The organism is Bacteroidia bacterium, assembly GCA_019695265.1.
GTDB lineage: Bacteria > Bacteroidota > Bacteroidia > JAIBAJ01 > JAIBAJ01 > JAIBAJ01.
This window is the reverse complement of sequence record JAIBAJ010000069.1, coordinates 1-19,966: the sequence shown is the minus strand read 5'-3', so window position 1 is coordinate 19,966 and position 19,966 is coordinate 1. Positions and strand designations below refer to the sequence as shown.

16 protein-coding genes are annotated in these 19,966 nt (G+C 40.4%); 10 read left to right on the top strand and 6 right to left on the bottom strand.

Annotated elements, in window-relative coordinates; all coding sequences use genetic code 11:
• The 5 genes from K1X82_10520 to K1X82_10500 form a co-directional block, all read left to right on the top strand.
• The coding region (locus tag K1X82_10520; GenBank protein ID MBX7182538.1) for a glycosyltransferase at window positions 1-800 on the top strand (800 nt) is incomplete at its 5' end.
• A 76-nt stretch (window positions 801-876) separates the two neighbouring features.
• The gene (bamD, locus tag K1X82_10515; protein MBX7182537.1) at window positions 877-1,686 is read left to right on the top strand and encodes an outer membrane protein assembly factor BamD; all 810 of its coding nucleotides are present in this window, start codon (window positions 877-879) and stop codon (window positions 1,684-1,686) included.
• Between the two features lie 6 nt (window positions 1,687-1,692).
• Window positions 1,693-2,022 (top strand): DNA-directed RNA polymerase subunit omega, encoded by a 330-nt coding sequence (locus K1X82_10510; protein MBX7182536.1) that lies wholly within the window; start codon window positions 1,693-1,695, stop codon window positions 2,020-2,022.
• A gap of 57 nt (window positions 2,023-2,079) precedes the next feature.
• Entirely contained in the window at window positions 2,080-3,288 is a 1,209-nt protein-coding gene (gene coaBC / locus K1X82_10505) for a bifunctional phosphopantothenoylcysteine decarboxylase/phosphopantothenate--cysteine ligase CoaBC (GenBank protein MBX7182535.1), read from the top strand.
• Between the two features lie 3 nt (window positions 3,289-3,291).
• Window positions 3,292-4,194, top strand: a complete 903-nt coding sequence (locus K1X82_10500; protein ID MBX7182534.1) for a DUF4835 family protein — start codon at window positions 3,292-3,294, stop codon at window positions 4,192-4,194.
• A 41-nt stretch (window positions 4,195-4,235) separates the two neighbouring features.
• Here the strand turns inward: K1X82_10500 and K1X82_10495 are convergent, their stop codons facing one another.
• From K1X82_10495 to rluF, 6 genes are all read right to left on the bottom strand, one after another.
• Window positions 4,236-5,987 (bottom strand): agmatine deiminase family protein, encoded by a 1,752-nt coding sequence (locus K1X82_10495; protein ID MBX7182533.1) that lies wholly within the window; start codon window positions 5,985-5,987, stop codon window positions 4,236-4,238.
• Window positions 5,988-6,084: 97 nt separating this feature from the next.
• Window positions 6,085-6,873, bottom strand: a complete 789-nt coding sequence (locus K1X82_10490) for an amidohydrolase (protein ID MBX7182532.1) — start codon at window positions 6,871-6,873, stop codon at window positions 6,085-6,087.
• Window position 6,874: 1 nt separating this feature from the next.
• On the bottom strand, window positions 6,875-8,080 hold the full coding sequence (pcaF, locus tag K1X82_10485) for a 3-oxoadipyl-CoA thiolase (protein ID MBX7182531.1): 1,206 nt from the start codon (window positions 8,078-8,080) through the stop codon (window positions 6,875-6,877).
• 12 nt (window positions 8,081-8,092) lie between these two features.
• On the bottom strand, window positions 8,093-9,181 hold the full coding sequence (locus K1X82_10480; protein MBX7182530.1) for a mannose-1-phosphate guanylyltransferase: 1,089 nt from the start codon (window positions 9,179-9,181) through the stop codon (window positions 8,093-8,095).
• Between the two features lie 40 nt (window positions 9,182-9,221).
• Window positions 9,222-10,514: an aminotransferase class I/II-fold pyridoxal phosphate-dependent enzyme gene (locus K1X82_10475; protein ID MBX7182529.1), complete on the bottom strand. Its 1,293-nt coding sequence runs from the start codon at window positions 10,512-10,514 to the stop codon at window positions 9,222-9,224.
• A gap of 851 nt (window positions 10,515-11,365) precedes the next feature.
• A complete protein-coding gene (gene rluF, locus K1X82_10470; GenBank protein ID MBX7182528.1) occupies window positions 11,366-12,094 on the bottom strand; it encodes a 23S rRNA pseudouridine(2604) synthase RluF in 729 nt (242 codons plus the stop codon).
• A gap of 60 nt (window positions 12,095-12,154) precedes the next feature.
• Between rluF and K1X82_10465 the strand changes: the two genes are divergently transcribed.
• The 5 genes from K1X82_10465 (at window position 12,155) to K1X82_10445 (ending at window position 19,635) form a co-directional block, all read left to right on the top strand.
• Entirely contained in the window at window positions 12,155-13,180 is a 1,026-nt protein-coding gene (locus K1X82_10465) for an NAD-dependent epimerase/dehydratase family protein (protein MBX7182527.1), read from the top strand.
• 650 nt (window positions 13,181-13,830) lie between these two features.
• On the top strand, window positions 13,831-15,468 hold the full coding sequence (locus K1X82_10460; GenBank protein MBX7182526.1) for a T9SS type A sorting domain-containing protein: 1,638 nt from the start codon (window positions 13,831-13,833) through the stop codon (window positions 15,466-15,468).
• Window positions 15,453-16,409, top strand: coding sequence for a T9SS type A sorting domain-containing protein (locus K1X82_10455; GenBank protein MBX7182525.1), 957 nt, complete (start codon window positions 15,453-15,455; stop codon window positions 16,407-16,409). The genes K1X82_10460 and K1X82_10455 overlap by 16 nt, the downstream gene beginning before the upstream one ends.
• A gap of 236 nt (window positions 16,410-16,645) precedes the next feature.
• Entirely contained in the window at window positions 16,646-18,481 is a 1,836-nt protein-coding gene (locus K1X82_10450; protein ID MBX7182524.1) for a T9SS type A sorting domain-containing protein, read from the top strand.
• Window positions 18,478-19,635, top strand: a complete 1,158-nt coding sequence (locus tag K1X82_10445; GenBank protein MBX7182523.1) for a hypothetical protein — start codon at window positions 18,478-18,480, stop codon at window positions 19,633-19,635. Before K1X82_10450 ends, K1X82_10445 begins: the two co-directional genes overlap by 4 nt.
• Window positions 19,636-19,966 lie beyond the last annotated feature (331 nt).

Sequence of the window (19,966 nt, the reverse complement as noted above, 5' to 3'; positions counted from 1 at the left end):
CAATGCTCAAGGAACAAGGCTTTACTCAGACCATGATAACGCGGATTCATGCCTGGGATCTTTATTTTGACAGAGATCCGAGTGGTTATTTGCCCTTTAGGTCGTTTATTTTTTCTAAACTGGATGGCGTTTACCCCATTTCAGAAAAGGGGCGAAATTATTTGCTTGAAACCCTAGGTTCTGAATTTGGCCCCCGGCTTAGGGTGGCAAGGCTTGGCACAGAACCGCTGCAGGGCAAACCCTATGTTCGCGAAGCTAAGATTTTGAGAATACTCAGCATATCGAAAATAATCCCCCTCAAGCGCCTTGATTTGCTGATAGAAAGTTTAGGTATTGCCCAACAATCTATTTCCATTGTTTGGCATCACTTAGGAGGTGATGATGCCCAAACCAAGTCCTTGGCCGAATCAAAACTTAAGGGGGTAGACTTTACTTTTTTTGCTTTTCAAGGAAAGGCAAGGTATTACCAACAATTGGAAGAAAACACCTACGACCTGTTTATTAATTTAAGCACCAAGGAAGGATTACCGGTTTCGATGATGGAATGCATGTCGCTAGGTATTCCTGTTTTAGCTACGGACGTTGGAGCGGTATCAGAAATTGTAGATCATGAAAAAAATGGTTGGTTAATATCGGTGGATTCGGATGCCAAAAGTATTGCGGAAAAAATATGTTCCATTGCTCTGTTAACCGAGGAGGAAATGCAACAGACCAGGCAAGCGGCCTATTTAAAATGGGACTCCAACTTTAATTCTATCCGAAATTACAGTGATTTTTCGGAAAAGCTTTTAAAATTTTAACACTGTACTTGATTTTCAGCAGCTTACCTTTGTCTATCTAATCAGGAAATTTACTATCTTTGCCCCCCTTTAAAAAATGCGGAGAATTCTTTTACTTTTTATTTTATCTACCTTACTGCTTGGTTCGTCTTGCAAGTATCAGAAGATTTTGAAAAGTACGGACCTGAATTTGAAGTATGAAAGTGCAGTAAAATATTACGAAAAAAAGGATTACAGCAGGGCTTTTCCATTGTTTGAGGAGTTGTTGAATTTATACAAGGGAACATCCCGGGCTCAGGACATTTACTACTACTATGCGATGTGTAATTATGGCTTGGATGATTATGCTTTAGCCAGTTACCATTTTAAGAACTTTGTATCAACCTTTCCGAGCAGTCCGCGGGCAGAGGAATGTGCTTACATGGGAGCATACTGTTACTTTATGGATTCACCGAATTATACTTTGGATCCGACCAGTACAGAATTGGCTTTAACTGAATTGCAATTGTTTATCAATAAATACCCAACAAGTACCCGGGTTCAAACCTGCAACGATTTGATGGATAAATTGAGAAGCAAGTTAGAAACCAAGGATTACCAAACGGCGAAATTGTATTTCAAGGTTCAAAATTACAAGGCTGCCATCGTAGCGTTTGACAATTTGGTAAAAGATTTTCCGGAAAGTACACGCAAGGAAGAATGTCAATTTTACGCCTTAAAATCGCGCTATTTATTGGCCATTAATAGCATTGAAGAAAAAAAATTCGAGCGTTTAGAAGAAACCAAAAAAGCCTATTTTCAGTTTGTAGATTTGTATCCCAAATCGAATTACTTGTCAGAGGCTGAGCGTTTCTATAGTGGAACGACCAAAGAAATTTCCAAAAACAAATACCGTTCAAAATCATAATTAATCATGAGCGAAAAGAAAAACAAAGCCGCTTCGTCCACCATCACCAGGGATGTTCGTCAGTTCGACAAAGACAATGGAAACATTTATGAGTCTTTGGCTATTATTGCCAAAAGAGCAAACCAAATTTCAGTTGACATGAAAGAGGAGTTAAGCTCTAAATTGGAAGAATTTCAAACTGCGACAGACAATTTGGAAGAGATGTACGAAAACAGGGAGCAAATTGAAATTTCAAAGCAGTATGAGCGTATGCCAAAACCAACCTTGATGGCTATTCAGGAGTTTTTGGATGGCGAAATTTATTCCCGTAATCCGGCCAAAGAAGAAGGAATTTAATCCTTGCTTCAGTAATGGAATTTAAGCCTGCACAATAAGCGCGGGCTTTTCTTGTTAATGGGTGCTGCCATGTTGAAAGGCAAAAAAATACTAGTTGGCGTTTGTGGAGGCATAGCTGCTTATAAATCGGCTGTGCTGGTTCGTTTGTTGGTTAAAAACGGTGCAGAAGTTAAGGTGGTAATGACCCCGGCTGCACAAAGCTTTATTTCGCCATTAACCCTGGCCACTTTAAGCAAAAATCCGGCATTAAGCGAATTTTATTCTTCTACCGACGGAAGTTGGAACAACCATGTAGAGCTTGGTCTTTGGGCCGATGCCATGGTCATTGCTCCTGCCACAGCCAACACCATTACCAAAATGGCTTATGGAATTTGCGACAACCTGTTGCTTGCCTGTTTTCTTTCGGCACGTTGTCCGGTTTTATTTGCCCCGGCCATGGATTTAGATATGTATAAACACCCTTCTACCCAAGCCAATATACAAACCTTGCAGGAACGAGGAACTATTCTTATTCCGGCCGAATCGGGTGAACTGGCATCGGGTCTTAGCGGAGAGGGGCGCATGGCTGAACCGGAACATATTCTTATTTCGCTTCAACAACATTTTAACCGAACCCAACTATTAAAAGGGAAAAGAGTGCTTATTTCGGCCGGACCAACCTATGAGGCTATTGATCCGGTTCGATTTATAGGCAATCATAGTACCGGAAAAATGGGAATAGCCCTGGCTAACCAAGCCCAAAAAATGGGGGCTGAAGTTCATTTGGTATGTGGACCAACCACCATTGCCTCCAACCCTTCCATACAACGAACCAATGTGGTTTCGGCAGAAGACATGTCTAATGCCATTCACGAGCTTTTTCCTGATGTTGACATCTGTATTATGGCCGCCGCCGTGGCCGATTATAAACCGGCCCAGGTTGCTACAGAAAAAATGAAGAAGAAAGACCAGCCTCTGACCCTGGTACTGGAAAAAACTAAAGATATTTTAGGCGGCTTAGGGAAAATAAAAAAGCCCCATCAGGTATTAGTCGGCTTTGCCCTCGAAACTCAAAATGAATTGGAATATGCCTTGGGAAAATTGGAAAAGAAAAACCTGGATTTAGTAATATTAAACTCCCTTCGCACTCCAGGTGCAGGTTTTGGACACGATACCAATGAAGTTACTCTCATAACCAAAGATAAAACCATTGAAAAATCGCAATTGTTACCCAAAACTGCCATTGCAGAAATAATCCTTGAAAAAGTAGCTACCTTAGCCCCATAAACCATGCTAAAGAAAATCCTATTTATCATCTTCCTTGGAATTCCGGGTTTAAGCTCCGCCCAGGAGTTGAATTGCCAGGTAACCATAAATGCCCAACAAATTAACGGGGATAAAACCATTTTTGATGTTTTAAAAAAACAGGTGGCGGATTTCATGAATAATACCCGCTGGACCAATGGTGACCAATTTAAACAAGAAGAAAAAATTGAGTGCAGCATCCTTATTAATGTGCAAGAAAGGGTAAGTACAGAAGAATTTAAAGGCACTATACAAATTCAAAGCAGAAGGCCTGTTTACAAGACCAACTACAACACCGTGGTAATCAACCACCTGGATCCAGATTTTCAATTTCAATATGTAGCCAATCAACCTTTTATTTTTAACGAAAACACTTACAACGGCAACCTCATTTCGGTACTCGCTTTTTATGCCAATATGATCGTTGGGATGGATTATGAAACCTTTTCTAAAAAAGGAGGAGAAGCCAATTTTCAAAAGGCAGTTACCATTGTAAACAACGCCCAAAATGCGGCTGAAAAAGGCTGGAAAGCATTCGATAACAACCGAAACAGATATTGGTTCTCTGAAAACATCCTAAACCCACGTTTTGTGCTAATTCGGGAAGCAATGTATAATTACCACCGCCAAGGTTTGGATGTAATGACCGACAAGTTGGAAGATGGAAAAAAGGTGATTATGCAGTGTATCGACGATATTCAGAAAGTTGCCAAAGACCAACCAAACTCGTTCTTGCTTCAATTTGTTTTCAATGCCAAAGGCGATGAAATCATCAATATTTTCAGAACCAATACCGCTCCGGATATTCAAGCGCAAATAGCCCAAAAAATGAAGGCCATTGACCCCGGAAATGCCATCAAGTACGATAAAATTGTTGGGGGAAATTAAACCCCTATAATACCATTTTACGAAACAAAATTTGATTGGCCTTACTTTACTCCCAGCTTTAAGGATTTCGTTTCCTGTTCAGTGCTAACTACGACGGTATAAACACCCGGAGCCAGAGCCGAACTATCAAAAAACAATTTCTTATTTCCGGTATCCAGACTTGCGGCAGAAAAACGACCTACCTGTTGTCCGATGGCATTGTAAATACTGGCTTCCACCGGAATGCTGTGCTTTCTGTTTAAATTTAAGCAAACCAAGGCATTGGATGGATTTGGGAAAAGATTGACTGACAATTCTGCAGTAGGTTCAAAAGTTGAAACCGGACCCAACACCTCGAACTTCCAATAACCTTGTGGTGCGGGCATAGGCCTAACCTGAGATTTACCCGAATTGCTTTGTGCTGCAACATAATAATATACCTTGGTTCCAGGTACTTGAGCAGGAATAAAGCCTGTCCAGGTATTGGTGCCGGCATTGGTTAAACTCATGGCAACCGATTGGTAAGCCTGAGTAGTATCCGTAGTATAAAATAAGGTAGCAGAAGCAATTCCGCTGCGGTGTTTAATCCAGGCATCTACCCTGTAATCGTTGGTTGTATTGTAGGTGTCGTGCAAAGCCTGATGAGTAATCAGCAAAGGATCGGACGACATAACTTCCTTGGTAATACAATGCAAGGCCCCACTGGCCTGGATAATATCATTGCAATCAATAAATTGAATTTTGTAGCCGGGTAAAGCGGTTTCCCAAATCCGTCGGGCAATCGTATCATAGGCTGTATAATACTGAGTAACCAAAACCGTTTTGTTCACAAAAACCGCATTGGTATAGGTAAGGTAAGCGCCTTGGTTATCCGGATAATATTCGTTACCATTCCAGATTTCGGGTGGACTAGGAATTCGGACAATTTTATACGGGGTCCCAAAAACAGAAGGATAGTTACTCTGAACATATTGCAAGTTTGCTTCAATTTGAGGACCATCTGCAACACCATTTGGATATTCAGCCCATAACAAGGTTTCTTCGTCCAGCAATTTCAGGTGCATATCAATATGATGAATACCATCGTAAGGCAGAGTAGGCATTTTTACATAGCGTTGAATTCCCATAAAATGCTTCATGATGGTATCTATTTGGGCCTGGGTTTTGGTTGGATTTTCATCTAAAATCAATTCAGAAGAAAAGGCTGTTCCGTAACCATCAACCATGTAATTTCCACCGGTATGGGTCAAATCATTGGGCGATTGAGTTAGAGAGAACATGGGAATTTGGGTGACATCAGAAAGAAATTCAGGCACTACGTCATCATCCGGGCGAGGTCGGTTATAGATCCAATCTACCATATACAAACTATCTACATCGTTGGTATAAACATTCCACTGACCATAATCGCGCGACCAAACCGAATCGAAATTTATTTGCAAATACCTGATGTTGGATAAAGGAATGTTGTTGTTGGTTAAACTATTCTTTACTGCATTACTATCTGAACAAACCACCCATACCGTAGTTTCCAGTCTGGCCCAGCGAATAATTTCCCGAACGGTAGGTAAATAGCTTGTCCAGGTAACCAATAATCCATCAATTTCTTCCCATTCGGCAGCAGCCCTAACTTTGGAAGCAGGAGGGTCAAAAACCAGGAAATTACCTGCTTGGGAATTCCGGTGTTGGAACGACTCCAAATAGGTCTGCATCCTCTCCTTCTCTTGAGGTGTAAGTTGATGAGGAAGGTTTTGGGCAGTTGCATTAATTCCGAACACCACGCTCAAAACCAAGATTAAACCATTGATTTTCATACGGCTAAAATAAACGAATATTGATTTCAAACCTTGGCTTTTCAATGAAATATTCGTTCGGACAAAGCCTGAATCGTGGCAAGGTGTTTCGGGATTGTTATCGAATTAAATCTGCATCCATCCAGGCCGGAAATTGCTTTCTAAAATCGTCCAGCGTTGCTTTATCCAAAACACAGGTTTCGATGGTTTCTGAATGAGGTTGAACCGTGCTGATTTTCTGGCCCAAATAATCGTAAATAGCACTATCGCCCGAGTAACTCAATCCTGAACCATCAACACCCACCCGGTTTAGCGCTGCCACATAACACAGGTTTTCTACCGCCCGAGCCGGCAACAAGGTTTTCCAGGCTATATTTCTACGTTCGGGCCAATTGGCCACATAGAGTAATAAATCATATACCAGTCCTTTCTCTTGACTTCCAAAATGTGTATTTCGGCTCCAAACAGGAAAACGCAAATCATAGCATATCAAAGGCATTATTTTCCACTCTTTCCATTCTACTACCAGTCGTTCTTCGCCGGCTGAATATTCCAAATCTTCACCTGCCATCCTAAACAAATGGCGTTTGTTGTAAGATTGATAGGTTCCATTGGGTTTGGCAAAAAACAAGCGGTTGTAGTAATTTTCCTTTTCCAGGGTCATTACACTTCCGCATACACAAGCACCTGTTTTTTGAGCCATTTCCATCATCCAATCCAGGGTTGGGCCCGGAAAAGATTCGGCCATACTTCCCGGTTTCATACTAAAACCGGTAGTAAACATTTCGGGTAAGAGAATTAAATCGGTTAAGCCTATCAAAGCCTTGATTTTTTCTTCAAAACTTCGCCTGTTTTCAGCCGGGTTTTCCCATATCAAATCTGCTTGTATCAGGCTTACCCTTAACATGCTAGGCTTTTTCTAAAATAAGGGCATAACCTTGTCCAACACCAATACACATGGTTACCAAAGCATACCGGAGATTCTTTTCTTGAAGTTCCAGTGCGGCCGAAAAAGCTATTCTGGCTCCACTCATTCCCAGTGGATGTCCAAGTGCAATAGCCCCTCCGTTTGGATTAATTCTGGAATCCTTATCTGCCAAACCTAAACTTCGGGTAACCGCCAGGGATTGGGCAGCAAAGGCTTCATTAAGTTCAATAACATCCATTTGGTCTAAAGTTAAACCGGCCTTTTTTAAGGCTTGATGGGTTGCTCCAACCGGACCAATTCCCATGATTCGGGGTTCTACTCCAACAACACCCATGCTAACCACCCTTGCCAAAGGAGTAAGTCCAAATTCTTTTGCTGCGTTTTCATTTGCGAGCAACAAGGCAGCAGCGCCATCGTTTAGTCCGGAGGCATTTCCTGCAGTAACTGTTCCTTCTTTACGAAAGGCAGGTTTCAATTTGGCCAGGCCTTCCATGGTAGTAGAAGGTTTAACAAACTCATCCTGATCAAACAAACGGGTTTCGCCCTTTTTTAAACTTAGCGAAAGTGGTGCAATTTCTTTGGCCAATCGTCCGTTTAGTTGTGCCTGTGCTGCCTTTTGTTGGCTCCATACCGAAAAAGCATCCTGGTCTTCGCGAGAAATGTGGTGTATATCAACCAAATTTTCGGCTGTTTCCCCCATGGCATCGATCCCATATTTTTCTTTCATTAGGGGATTAACAAATCTCCAACCAAAGGAAGAATCAAACAATTGGGCATCTCTACCAAAAGGGGTGGAAGTTTTACTCATTACCCAGGGGCTACGGGTCATATTTTCTACCCCGCCGGCCACCAATACATCGCCATCGCCGCATTGAATGGCACGTGCAGCATTCATAACCGCCGATAGTCCGGAAGCACAAAGGCGATTGACCGTTTCTGCCGGAACAGAGATTGGATAACCTGCAAGCAAACTGGCCATACGGGCAACATTTCGGTTATCTTCTCCGGCCTGATTGGCACAACCCATTATTACATCGGCTATTGCTGCAGGGTCTAATCCCGGGTTCTTTTCCAATAAAGCCTTTAAAACCCAGGCAGCCATATCGTCCGGACGTACCAAAGACAGGCTGCCTCCAAAGTTACCTATGGGTGTTCGGCAACCGGAAACAATAAATGCTGCTTTCATAAAATTAGCTTTTTATACAAATTTTTCGCCCTTGTTGATTTTCACATCATTCACAATCTGGCGAATTTGCTGTTCTTGATTTTTTCTGCAAATCAGGAGAATATTATCGTTTTCTACCACAATGTAATCGTCTAAGCCTTCCAATACCACCAGCTTATCCTTAGGCATTTTAATTACACAATTTTTCGTGTCGTACAAGATTACATTTTTGCCACTGATGGCATTTCCTTCACCGGTTTTATTGGAATGTTCGTACAAAGAGCCCCAGGTACCCAGGTCGCTCCATCCAAAATCAGCACCAAGCACAAAAACATTGTCGGCTTTTTCCATTATGGCATAATCGACCGAAATGTTTTTGCACACATTAAAGGCCTTTTCAATCAAACCCTTTTCTTCCGGAGTATTGTACTTCTCTTTTTCATCTCCAAACAAACCGGCCAATTCGGGTTGGTATTTTTCAAACGCCTCCACTATGGCTTGGGTACTCCAAACAAAAATACCCGAATTCCACAGAAAATCGCCCGACTGCAAAAAGAATTTAGCCATTTCATATTCTGGCTTCTCGGTAAATGTTTTTACCTTGAACAGCTCTTGATCCATCGGGTGGGATTCCTCTTCGTTGAATTGAATATAACCATAGCCGGTATCCGGACGAGAAGGCTTTAAGCCAATGGTTATCAGGCTGTCTTTGGCAGAAGCTGCATTAACAGCCTTCATGATCACTTGTTTGAAATTAATTTCATTCAAAATTAAATGATCGCTGCTTGCAACAACCATCACAGCATCCGGATTAATTTGATGCAGTTTATAGGCCGAATAAGCAATACAAGGTGCGGTATTTTTTCTGCTTGGCTCCAGCAAAATTTGCTGATCGGTTAAATCGGGCAATTGCTCTCTCACCAAATCGCCATAGGCTTCATTCGTTACCACATAAATATTCTCCTTGGCAAATTCAGGAATAAACCTGTCGTAAGTTTGTTGAAGCAGGGTCTTACCCGTTCCAAGAATATCTAAGAATTGTTTGGGTTTCTCGGCACGGCTCATGGGCCAAAAGCGTGTTCCAGCTCCTCCGGCCATGATAACCACGTAATTGTTTTTCATTTCGAGGGATTACCTAAGTCTAAAATGGATGTTTTTCAAACTACCTGGATAGTTTTTCGAGCGCTATACGCAAAGAAGCCATCATAGGTTCGATATCTTCCGAGCGGCAGGTTCCAACCGACAGTCGATACCAATCGCTTTCGGCCGATGAGCCAAACGCATAAAATGGCACTAACGCTATTTTTGCCTCATCCAACAGGTATTTGGTCACATCTTTGGTGGTGGCTAATACAGTTCCATCCTGGGTTTTCATACCATGCAACGAAAAACGAACTGTGAGATAAATCGCACCTTGTGGCGAAATACTATCCACCGCATGTCCTTCGCTTTTCAATTTCTGAAACCCATTGTGAAACCCAACCAACCTACGTTCAACCCTACTATTGATTTCGGTGTTGTAGGACCGAATCCATTCATGGTTCTCCATGTATTTGGCAGATGCCACTTGTTCGGCTTTGGGAGCCCAGGCACCAATATGTGTCAAAATGGATTTCATTTTATCAATGATGAGGGGCGGACCAAATGACCAACCCACCCGAATTCCGGTTGCAGCAAAGGCCTTAGACATACCATCGATAAAAACAGTATAATGACGCATTTCCGGACGAAGGCTTACAGGGTCATAGTGTTTTGCATCCCCAAAAGTTAATGCCCAGTAAATTTGATCGTACATCAGATACAATGGTTTTTGACCGGGTGCACGACGTGCATTCTCTGCTAATATCAAATCGCAAATAGCCTCCAGCGATTCTTTTGAAAATATCGTTCCGGTTGGATTTAACGGAGAACAAATAGCGATCAGGGTAGCCTCCGAAATGTAAGGCGCCAACTGATCTGCCGTTGGCATAAAATTTTCTTCAGGCTTGGTCTCTATTACAACTGCCTTGGCATGGCTCAAATAGGCATAGTGATTGTTATTCCACGATGGAACCGGAAAAATAACCGTTTCGCCCGGATCAACCAGGGTTTGGTAAGTTGCATATATGAGCGGACGGGCGCCACCGGCAATCAAAACCTGGTCGGCACTGTAATCCAAACCTCCAAACGTTTTTAAATAGCTTGAAACAGCCTTTCTTAATTCTGCTACCCCGTTTGCTTCCGGATAGTTTGTTTCGCCGGATTGGTAAGCCTTTACAATTTCATCCTTTAATTCGGACGGAATGGCAAACACCTTGGGATCAAAATCACCAATGGTTAAGTTATGAATTTTTTCTCCTTGCTTAATTTTTTCTCGGATTTCTCCCGCAAGTTTAATAATCTCCGAACCGATTAGGTTTTGCGCCTTCTTAGACACAACTAGGGTTGGAGTGGTAGTGGTAGGATTATTGGACATGTTTATACTGGGGGCGAATTTATACCCAAATCATTCATAAACTCCAAAATTAACCTTTTGCTAACAATCCCAACATTCATTTTTTGAAGTTATTGATTTTGTTTTTAAAAAAACCGGAGTAAAAACTCCTGTGTTATACCAACCGGACTAAACATTTTAAGTTTCCGGTGTTTAATTGGAAATGCAGCTTTCGAAACCTGCTCCGGAAGTGTACCTGCTTGCCAATTTTTTTTAACCGCCCCTTAATGACGGTTTAAACCGTCATATAAGAAAAATAAACATTCTTCTTCTCTCCCAACTTTCCTCCCAATCTTTTTTCAACATCCCTTTCTCAAACCTTTCATCTAAACCTTCCGATTTCTTAAAGCTTGTTATTTTCTTCTAATCCTTACCCGGTAATTTGAACATCTATACCCTGATTAAAAAGCCAAAATTAAAGTGGTATTATCCCCAATTCGAAATAATAATCTACTCCGGCTTCCATCCGGCATTTGTTGAATTGGTTAAGTATATTTCGGCAGATCCTACCTGCTAGCTAAGAAAATAGATACCTTGACCACTTGGGTTAAAATTGACGTTGATAGGTAACGCATCGGGCAACGATAGAGGCAAGTAGCCCACAGGACACCGACGGCGCTAGCCTAGGGGGACGAGGACTACAGCCGATAGCGTGACCCGAACGCCCATGCAGGTTGATTAGGGTTTTGCAAAATGCTTTTTGGGCGGAGGGGGCCCGCATAAAACACATTAGAAAAATAGTTGTCACCTTCGGGTTTACCTTTTCAAAATTCCCTCATGAAAAAAGCATTAGGCCGCCATATAATTTTTGCCACGCTTGCCAAAAGCCTTAACTAAGCCGTTTTTTTCGAATCTACCAGCATAGCCTGTATTTCCTGCATTTCCTTTTCGTTCAGATAACGCCATTCGCCCTTTTTAATATCATCTAACCGAATGTTCATGATACGTATTCGTTTTAGTTTCTGTACCTCATACCCTAAATATTCGCACATTCTGCGTATTTGCCTGTTTAAACCCTGAGTAAGTACAATGTTAAACGAAAACTTGCCTAATTGGGTCACTTTGCACTTTTGGGTTATGGTATCTAATATGGGAACCCCATTACCCATTCGTTTAATAAATTCAGGGGTTATGGGTTTATTGACGGTAACAATATATTCCTTTTGGTGGTTGTTACCGGCTCTAAGTATTTTATTGACTATATTCCCGTCGTTGGTTAAAAATATCAAACCTTCCGAATCTTTGTCCAGTCGGCCAATAGGAAACAAACGCTGAGGATGGTTGATGTAACTGATAATGTTTCCTGGGATATGGGTTTCGGTAGTACAGGTAATTCCAACCGGCTTATGAAATGCCAAATACAACAATTTGGGAGCAGCATTAAGGGGTTTTCCGTCCAGTGTTACCACATCACCCGGCCTAACCCGATTGCCAAGCTGGGTGGGGTTTCCATTGATTTTTACCCGGCCTTCTAAAATATACTTCTCAGCACCTCTTCGCGAACAAATTCCGGTATCGCTGATAAACTTATTGAGGTTTATGCTGGTATCGTTGTCAGACATGTGTGCAAAGAAACAAAAACATAGGCTTTTCCTATTCATTATTCCTGCATTTTTGCCCGAATGGAAAAAACGGTTTGTATTACCGGAGCTACCGGCTTTGTGGGATTGCACCTGGTATTGGAATTTTTAAACCAGGGTTGGAAGGTAAGTGGCATTTCCGAATCTCCCAACCATGTGCAACAAGCGGCCAAAATTGCCCGGCATTATGGCGAGGAACAAGTAAAGGCTTTTTTGGGTATCCATTGGCATTGGGGCGATATTCGCAAGCCCGAAACCTTTATAAAAGCAATTGAACCGGTTAATTATGTAGTGCATTGCGCCGGATTGGCACATGGCAGCAAGCAAGATTTGTTCTCCATTAACCGGGAGGGAACTGCCAATGTGGTAAAGCTTTGTCTGGAAAAAAAGGTGGAAAAGCTTTGCCACATCAGCACCATTGAGGCACTTGGCCGATACCATGACCGGCGCCACTATGATGAATCCTCCATCTACCGCGAATCGGTTTTCAACAGTCCTTATGCCCAAAGCAAGCAAGCAGCCGAGCAAGAAGTGTGGAAAGGAGCAAAGCAAGGACTGGATGCCGTGGTATTAATCCCTCCGGTTATTGTTGGTCCGAGCAACTGGAATGAAGGTTTTGGCCGGACATTTAAAAAAATTGCCGAAGGAACCCGAAAATCGCACCGGGGCAGCAATGCATTTATTGATGTGCGCGATTTGGCTCGGATAACGGTATTGGCCTATTCATCCAAATTAAGTGGAGCCTACCTCGTTAATGAGTCTAACAATAAGTATCAATTGGCCTATCAAATAATGGGTAAACACTTAGGTATTTCTTCCGAATTTCCTCCTAACCGCGCTATTAAACTGAGATTTCTCATGGTTCTGGCCCATTGGTTTTTTCGGCTTGGACGCTATCGAATTCTCAACCCTTCGCATCAGGAACGAATCCGAAACATTCAAAGCAACACCTATTCTGCCCAAAAATTTCATCGCGAAACCGGTTATACTTATATTCCGTTGGAGCAGTCGCTGGCCTTTGCCTGTCAAGCCTTTCTAAAGGATTATAAAGCCAATTCCGAATCCTGATTTTTTTAAGTTTTTGGCGGGCCCCCTTCACGCCCAACCAAGGGTTTGCAACTGTTCAGCGGTCCTGTATGGGCGTTCGGGTCACGCTATCGCCTGTAGTCCTCGTCACCCTAGGCTAGCGCCGTCGGGTAACTGTGGGCTACCTGGCTCTATCGTTGCCCGGGGTGCAAACCCAAACAGTTTGCCATCGAACAAAGGTTTAGTAAGAAGCGAGAGGGCAAGCTGGTTTAGGTTTGCCACCTGAACCTCCAATGCCGCTTTTAATTTATAAATAGTCCAAATGCTTTTTATATGTTTAGATTGGTAAACGCCGGGAATAACATTGGTAAATGCGCCAATTAGAAATAGAAGAGGAACGAACGCTCGCCCACGTTTGTAACGAGGGCGGTCGACAAAGGCGTTTTTAACGCCAATAAAACCATTCTTTGCAATCGTTTTATTCCTACATTTGAATATTAACTAAACTTAATTTTGAGTGGCGATAAATATAGAATAGCTGATCAGGAATTGGTATATTTTCTACCTTTCATAGTAATTCATTGTATTGATGCAAGACAAATGATTGTGTAGTAGCAGCATGAATATCTATATAGCTGTGCCGTGGATTATAATGATGGAAATGGAAAAGTATAAATTACAAAAATCCAAGCATGAATGATAATAATATCGGTCAGAGACCAATTTCTCAACCGACCTCGTTGCAAACGAGGTCGAGCGCGGGTCTTACTATCAATAACAATGTCATAAGTAATCTGAGCGGAGTTAATGCATCTTACCATCCGGATGGGATTTTTGTATCGGAAGCAACGGCGGTTAACAATCCCTTGCCCTACCGAATCCGATACAACAACATCGATATGGGCAGTGGAAATATTGGACAGCGACTGGGGATTTATGCAAGGAACATGGCTGGAGTTTCAATTGACCATAATAATGTAAGAATAAAAAACTACAATTCAGATCCCAATAGTGGTAATACAAACCTGCAAATGCAGCCTGGTGGAATTGTTGTGGAAAGTTCATTTGGATTTAGAATAACTTGCAACACCATTCAAGGTGCCTTGACCAGTAGCACCACCAATTATTGGAATTGGACCAAGGGAATTGGAATTGCTAACAACCAAAGTTCAAAGGGCATATTTGATAACTCCATAACCAATACAGGCATTGGTTGGCTTTCCATAGGCAACAATGCAGGCACCAAAGGCAATAACAACCACTTTAACCGCACAACGGCCAAAATGAAGGCGATTCAATTGCAAGGAGGAAGTTTGTTAAACGGCGGCGACCAAGGAAATGGAACTACGTTTAGTGGAATGACTGGGAGCGATTTTCATGGGTATACGGCTATTAGTGCTCAGCCGTGTACGATGAATGTGTTGTCGGTTGGGTCATTTATTTCTGGAAGTAATATTACACCTCCTATGCCAATAGTATTTAATGGCGGAGCAAGTTCAGATTTACCTGGCTGCCCTTACTTAAATATAGTTGTCCCGCCCCCTATTATAGAACGGTTGATTGCAATTGATTCTATAGTTGTTCCGGATAGCTTCCCAGATTCGAAAACATTGTATAGATTAGGATTATATATGGCCTATAAAACCGACTCTGCTACACAAGCCGATACAATTATAACAGCATTTGCGGATACATTCCGATATAGTCCATGGGGTAAACTCATGGATTTGAATATGAAGCAATTTACAGGAATGGGATTAAGAGAGGCGGAAATTTTATATGATGCAAATGATTCTATCATCCCCATTGATACAATCTCATCTATTCTAAAAAAAGTGAACAAATATTTGTTTAGTAAGGCAGTGTTAAATGACACATCCTACACTTCAACTGAAAAGGAAGAGTTGGAAACAGTTGCCCAACTTTGCCCATCTGTTTATGGGCCTTGGGTTTATACTGCAAGAGATATTTTGGAAGGGTTAGATACCTTTAATATTCACTATTACAATATCTGTGAATTGTCACAGGACAGTTCGTTTTATAGAGTGGAGGAGCAAGCATCTAACAATAGTATCACATCCGAATATTTTAGATTGTATCCCAACCCAGCAACCGAAGAATTGACTTTTGAATATATATTGGATGAAACAAGCGATGGAACTATAACATTTTATGACCTTTCGGGTAGGAGGGTATTAACAACTAATACCCAAAAGGAAAATAGAATTAAGCAAATTAACACCACAAATTTGCAAAGTGGTATATACTTAATGAACTTTAAAGTTAATGGAACCATTAAATATTTCTCAAAATTATGTATTGTAAAATAATAGTTTGCCTCATTTTTATTTGGTTATCCTTTTTATCAAAAGCACAAACTAATCTCGTGCCGAATGGTAGCTTTGAAGATTTGGATACTTGTGATGTAGGTTGGAATAAATTAGTACAGGCAGCGCCGTGGTTTCAACCTTATGCAAATATAGGTTTAGGGGGAAGTTCTGATGTTTGGAACTCTTGCTCAAATAATCCATTGTATTCTGTTCCTTTCAATCAAGCTGGCAGTCAAATACCAAGAACCGGGAATGGATATGCTGGTATCTGTGTTTATTTACCACAATTTCCGAATGAGGGGCGTGAATACATTGAAATAGGGTTGTCAAATTCTTTGATAATTGGAAAGAGATATAAGGTGGAATTTTATGCTTCCCCAGCAATAAATGTTTGGTTTCATATTGGAATAGCAGGGATAGCTGCATATTTATCTTCTGATAGTTTAATAATAAACAATAATATTCCAATTATTATTCCCCCTAATGTCTCTTCTCCTATTGATGTGCCAATAATTGATACTGTTAATTGGACAAAAATACAGGGTGAATATGTTGCTAAAGGAGGAGAAAAATTTCTAACAATCGGCAATTTTTTAAGTCATGAAGATGTGATTTATGATACAATCGGAGAACCCTCAATCGATAATAATTGTTGTAGGGCCTACTATTTCATCGACGACGTTTCCGTAACCGAAATCGACACAAGCATCGGCATCCCTGAACCCATCCAAGCGAACTGCAAATTTTACCAAACAGAAGACCAAAAATGGGTAATAGAAAGCACCGGCAGACCAAGCAAACTAAGCATTTACAACACCATCGGGCAGTTGGTGTATGAGCATATTCCAAAGCAAAACAAAGAAACTATTGAACTTTCGCTTGACCAAGGCATCTACTATTGGCAGGCTGGGGTCAGCAGAGGGAAAATTCTGGTAAAATAGTATCTTTGGATATTGGAATAGATATAGAAAGCACAAAAGCCAATTCCCGCATCACAATTTTTAGAAAGCACCCGGGTTAGGGATTGAAGTGGAAATCCTTTTTGTCGAGGTACGAGCAAAAAGATTGCAACGTAAAGCCCGACCCGCAGGGGAACCCCCAAAAAAAGAAAAAAAGGCCTGCCAATACCTGTGGAAAGAAATCCAGGTAAATAAAGGTGGAGAATTACAAACAAAGCGTGACCATTGAAAATAATGAAGTAAATTTGGGAAATGGACAGTATAGTAATTCAGGGATAAATTTAGTGAACAATAAAGGTGCAACGATAACAGTAAAGGAAAACCAGGTACAAAATTGCCAGGCCGGGATTTTTGGGGCAATGAATTATCCAACGAGTACGAATTTGAGTTCAAATCTAATTGCCTACAGAAATTCAACAACCCTAAACACCTATGGTTTAATTTGGATGGAAGCCTTGCCAAGTGGCAACAGCGCAGTAATTTCCGACAACTACATTTACAATGTTAACAATGGAATTACTTTAAACGGGATTGTAACTTCTTCGGGCTTTTTGTTTGGTTCTCAAATTGCTGGTAATTATATCAATCCGCCAACCGGTAGCGCGCCTCCGGTAGGTAACCAACCTACAATTTCAGGAAACAATATTTTAAATAAAGGAATACAGTTGTATAATATGCATGGTGCCGGGGTTTATAACAACTTTGTAAAGGGCAGTGGCATAGGAATAAATACAAATAACAATGCAGGCTTTTACTCTTCCATTGGCCATAATTTCTTTGTTTGTAACACCAGCCAGGATGTGTATAGAGGATTTACCTTTAGTGGTGCCAGTAACCCAAGTTGGATGGTGAAGAATGAAATGAATACAAACGCCATTGGGTTGTATTTAAGCAACGGCGGTGTAATTGGAGATGTTGGTTCGCTTGATACACCCAATGATAATATTTGGGTGAATAATACCTATGGGCATGGAGTGAATTTGACAAATGCAAACCAGTACAAGGTGTTTTTTAGGAATGGAGCCAATTCTCCTTCGAATTATATTCCAACAAACGTAAATTCTTTGTGCATGATTGCAATACAATCTTCAATGAGTGCTAATTCATATGATTGTCCAACAGAAAATGGTTCCATAGTTATACCTGAAGTGGAGGATATTGAATTGAAATGTTTGACGGAACTTTCTGATTCAATTTTTCAACCAACCAATCCAAATTCAGTTAAATGGATGAATTTACGCGGAAGCTATCAATTATTAACTTTAAATAATGGAAATTCTACTACCGATAGTGGATTAATAGCCTTTAAGGATAGCTGCCAAAATAGTAATATGGGAAAACTGGACAGGGCATTAAATTTCTTTCCTAGATGGAATAAAAATAATAATATAGCAGAAATCCAAGATTATCTTGAAACAATCCAAACTATTACTACTGTAAATGAATCTGAAGAAAATCTATCGAATTTGCTAAAAATAACTTTGGAAAAGCAAGCAGATACTTCTTTAGTGCTAGATAGTATCTATCTAAATTTTCAAACATTGCTTGATAGTATTCTTCCAGATACTATACAAAATTCATTTCCTTTTCTTTATACTGAAAGCAAATTCAATCTGACAAGTATTGAAACAATTCGTGCCATTGCAAATAAATGTCCAATTACTGATGGCCCAGCCGTTTATATGGCAAGAGCTTTCACTGCTTCTTTAGATAGTTTTAGTATAGTATATTCGGATTCTTGTGGTTTTACTGGATTATTACGTGTTGAAGATCCTTCGGCCCAAGTTGGCCAGTTTTATATTTCTCAATGGGTTAAGTTCTATCCTAATCCAACAAGTAATGAATTAGCATTTGAATTGCAATTAAACGAAGGTGATTCGGCCAAAATTGAATTTGTGGACATTTTAGGAAAAACCGTTGAAACCTTCAATTTAAGGAATACAAAGGGTAAACAAATCAAGTCATTATCCAATATACCTATTGGAACCTATATTGTTAGAATATACATAAACGCTATATTGAGAAATAATGAAAAACTTATAATTATAAAATGAGAATTTATTTATTATTGCTTTTTCTTTCAATTTCCTTTGATACCCTGTGTCAAAATTTAGTACCCAATCCAAGTTTTGAGGAATATAGTCAGTGTCCTTTTGCTCCAAACCAAGTGCCTTTTGCCATTGGTTGGATTAATCCAACGCAAGGTTCGCCTGATTATTATAATGCTTGTTATAACGGGGAACTAAATTCAAGCAGTGTTCCTGAAAATGCTTGTGGCTATCAAGAGGCCAAAACAGGTGTTGCTTATTGTGGACAACATACTTTTAATCGAAATAGCAAAAATTTAAGGGAGTATTTTCAGATAAAGTTAAAAGAGATATTAAGACAAGATATAAGAAAACAATATTTTGTTGGATTTTACTGCAATTTACGGGATAATTATTGCAGAACAGCCGTAAACAATCTTGGAGTTTTTTTTTCTAAAGACCCTGTTAGCAGAAATGATGAATTGGTAATTGATACGTTGCCGCAAATGGTAAATAAACCAAACAATCCATTAACATCTAGAACAGAATGGATGCTTGTGGCGGATACTATTCAATTAATTGAGGATAGTTTACAATATATAACAATAGGTAATTTTTTCCTTGATTCTTTAACCGATACTGTTTCTGTGGATGATGGATTAGGCGAATTTGAGGCAGCATATTACCTAATCGATGATGTTTTCGTCATAGACTTAGACAGCCTAACTAGTATTAGCGAACTAAAATATTTAACCGGCAAAGCATTTATACACGGAGGACAATTGCTTATAGAATTGGAAGAAAGCTATAAACCTTTAGAAATTATACTTACCAATTGCGCAGGGCAAATAGTTTGGCAGCACAAAGGTTTCTACACGCAAGGAGTAAAGCAATATAACCTGCCACTTTTAAATGAAGGGTTATATTTTGTAGAGGTAAGATGCGGGGGGGGCTGCTACGGGAGAAGGTTATTATTTATGAGTAAACAGGTGCCCATGCAATACCAAACCTTAGACAATACCATATTCTATACTTCATGTACATTGCCCGAATTATCGGGCTACGATGCTGGAAATCCCGGCCCCCACTCGCCCACGTTTGTAAAGGTTGCGGTCGAGAAAGGGGTTTTTTACGCCAACTATCATCATAAACAAATCTTTTTTATAGTACATTTTGTTTGAGTTTGTTGCTTAAACCTAAGTTTAAACTCAATTTATGAGTGGAGACAACTATAGAATTGCCGATCAAGAACAACTGTATTACCTAACCTCTACAATTGTTCAATGGTTTAATATGTTTACCAGAAAGGAACAAAAACCCCCACTCGCCCACGTTTGTAACGAGGGCAGTCGAGAAAGGATTTTTTAACGCCAATAAAACCATTCTTTGCAATTGTTTTATTCCTACATTTGAATATTAGCTAAACTTAATTTTGAGTGGCGATAAATATAGAATAGCTGATCAGGAATTGGTATATTTTCTACCTTTCATAGTAATTCATTGTATTGATGC